The sequence below is a fragment of the Novosphingobium taihuense genome (assembly GCF_007830315.1).
GTDB classification, from domain to species: domain Bacteria; phylum Pseudomonadota; class Alphaproteobacteria; order Sphingomonadales; family Sphingomonadaceae; genus Novosphingobium; species Novosphingobium taihuense.
The window spans coordinates 2,501-5,290 of sequence record NZ_VLKJ01000028.1; the positions used below are offsets into that span (position 1 = coordinate 2,501).

Annotated in this window: 1 tRNA gene and 2 rRNA genes (1 of these 3 running past the window's edge); all 3 read left to right on the forward strand. The window is 54.9% G+C overall.

What is annotated here, in order from left to right:
- A 23S ribosomal RNA gene (locus tag IQ25_RS20925) occupies positions 1 to 2,304 on the forward strand; it begins 489 nt to the left of the window's first position.
- 166 nt (positions 2,305 to 2,470) lie between these two features.
- Positions 2,471 to 2,585: ribosomal RNA gene (rrf, locus tag IQ25_RS20930) — 5S ribosomal RNA — on the forward strand.
- 127 nt (positions 2,586 to 2,712) lie between these two features.
- Positions 2,713 to 2,789: transfer RNA gene (locus IQ25_RS20935), tRNA-Met, on the forward strand.
- Position 2,790 lies beyond the last annotated feature (1 nt).

Sequence of the window (2,790 nt, forward strand, 5' to 3'; positions counted from 1 at the left end):
ACCGTGAGGGAAAGGTGAAAAGCACCCCGATGAGGGGAGTGAAACAGTACCTGAAACCGAATGCTTACAAGCAGTTGGAGCCTCTTTAGGGGGTGACAGCGTACCTCTTGCATAATGGGTCAGTGACTTAGTTTATCATGCGAGCTTAAGCCGTTAGGTGTAGGCGCAGCGAAAGCGAGTCTGAATAGGGCGCCAGAGTATGATGAATTAGACCCGAAACCCGGTGATCTAGGCATGACCAGGTTGAAGGTGCGGTAACACGCACTGGAGGACCGAACCGTTGAATGTTGAAAAATTCTCGGATGAGTTGTGTTTAGGGGTGAAAGGCCAATCAAACCGGGAAATAGCTGGTTCTCCGCGAAATCTATTGAGGTAGAGCGTCGAATGTATGCCTCTGGGGGTAGAGCACTGGATGGATGCGGGGGTCGCGAGATCTACCAATTCTAACCAAACTCCGAATACCAGAGAGACTTGTTCGGCAGACAGACGGCGGGTGCTAAGGTCCGTCGTCAAAAGGGAAACAGCCCTAACCTACAGCTAAGGTCCCCAAGTCATCACTAAGTGGGAAAGCATGTGGGAATCCCAAAACAACCAGGAGGTTGGCTTAGAAGCAGCCATCCTTTAAAGAAAGCGTAACAGCTCACTGGTCTAAACAAGGGTTCCTGCGGCGAAGATGTAACGGGGCTAAAGTGATGCACCGAAGCTTAGGGTTCAGTACTTTGTACTGAGCGGTAGCGGAGCGTTCCGTAGGCCTGTGAAGCGATCTGGTAATGGGTCGTGGAGGTATCGGAAGTGCGAATGCTGACATGAGTAGCGACAAAGAGGGTGAGATGCCCTCTCGCCGAAAGACCAAGGGTTCCTGCTTAAAGCTAATCTGAGCAGGGTGAGCCGGCCCCTAAGACGAGCCCGAAGGGGGTAGTCGATGGGAACCACGTTAATATTCGTGGGCCTGGTGGTGTGTGACGGATCACGTGTGTTGTCACTTCTTATTGGATTGAAGTGGCTTCGAAGTGGTTCCAGGAAATAGCCCCACCGTATAGACCGTACCCGAAACCGACACAGGTGGTCAGGTAGAGTATACCAAGGCGCTTGAGAGAAGTATCCTGAAGGAACTCGGCAAATTGCCTCCGTACCTTCGGAAGAAGGAGGCCCAGCTTCTGCGCAAGCAGTTGCTGGGGGCACAGGCCAGGGGGTAGCGACTGTTTAGCAAAAACACAGGACTCTGCTAAGTCGGCTTCAAGACGACGTATAGGGTCTGACGCCTGCCCGGTGCCGGAAGGTTAAGAGGAGGAGTGCAAGCTCCGAATTGAAGCCCCGGTAAACGGCGGCCGTAACTATAACGGTCCTAAGGTAGCGAAATTCCTTGTCGGGTAAGTTCCGACCTGCACGAATGGCGTAACGACTTCCCCACTGTCTCCAGGATATGCTCAGCGAAATTGAATTCTCCGTGAAGATGCGGAGTACCCGCGGTTAGACGGAAAGACCCCGTGCACCTTTACTGCAGCTTCAGAGTGGCATTAGGAAAGAATTGTGTAGCATAGGTGGGAGGCTTTGAAGCACCGGCGCCAGCTGGTGTGGAGCCATAGGTGAAATACCACCCTGTTGTTTTCTGATGTCTAACCCAGGACCGTTAGCCGGTTCGGGGACCCTCTGTGGCGGGTAGTTTGACTGGGGCGGTCGCCTCCTAAAGAGTAACGGAGGCGCGCGATGGTAGGCTCAGGCCGGTTGGAAACCGGCTGTTAGAGTGCAATGGCATAAGCCTGCCTGACTGCGAGACTGACGAGTCGAGCAGAGACGAAAGTCGGTCATAGTGATCCGGTGGTCCCTCGTGGAAGGGCCATCGCTCAACGGATAAAAGGTACGCCGGGGATAACAGGCTGATGATTCCCAAGAGCTCATATCGACGGAATCGTTTGGCACCTCGATGTCGGCTCATCACATCCTGGGGCTGGAGCAGGTCCCAAGGGTTTGGCTGTTCGCCAATTAAAGTGGTACGTGAGCTGGGTTCAGAACGTCGCGAGACAGTTTGGTCCCTATCTGCCGTGGGCGTCGATACTTGAGAGGAGTTGCCCCTAGTACGAGAGGACCGGGGTGAACATGCCTCTGGTGTACCTGTCGTTCCGCCAGGAGCGCAGCAGGGTAGCTATGCATGGACGGGATAACCGCTGAAAGCATCTAAGCGGGAAGCCTCCCTCAAGATAAGGTATCATCGAGTCGTGGTAGACCACCACGTTGATAGGCCGGGTGTGGAAGTGCGGTAACGCATGAAGCTAACCGGTCCTAATAACTCTGTTCATGCTTGAAGAGTCCCACCATCAATGACAGCTCTGCGCACGGGATAGCCTCGTGTCACAAAGCGTCGTTGGACGGACGACACTCGCAGCCAGACATCTGACACGTCAGCGCAGCCGCAAGGTAGCGCAGGCATGATACGCATCGATTAAAAACCCAACATCCGCAGGCTCCATTGCCTGGTGACCATAGCGTCCGTGCCCCACCCGATCCCATCTCGAACTCGGCCGTGAAACCGGACAGCGCCAATGGTACTAACGCTCAAGCGTTGGAAGAGTAGGTCGTCGCCAGGCATTGAAGCTTGCGGAAGTTGAGGAAACCCATTCACAAATCACCCTCCCGACAACAGACGGCCTCAAGCCGTCCGACGTCAGAAGGGCGCGACAGGCAGGCCAAGCCCGCCAGTCCACACAACCCCGGCGCGGGGTGGAGCAGCCCGGTAGCTCGTCAGGCTCATAACCTGAAGGTCGCAGGTTCAAATCCTGCCCCCGCAACCAA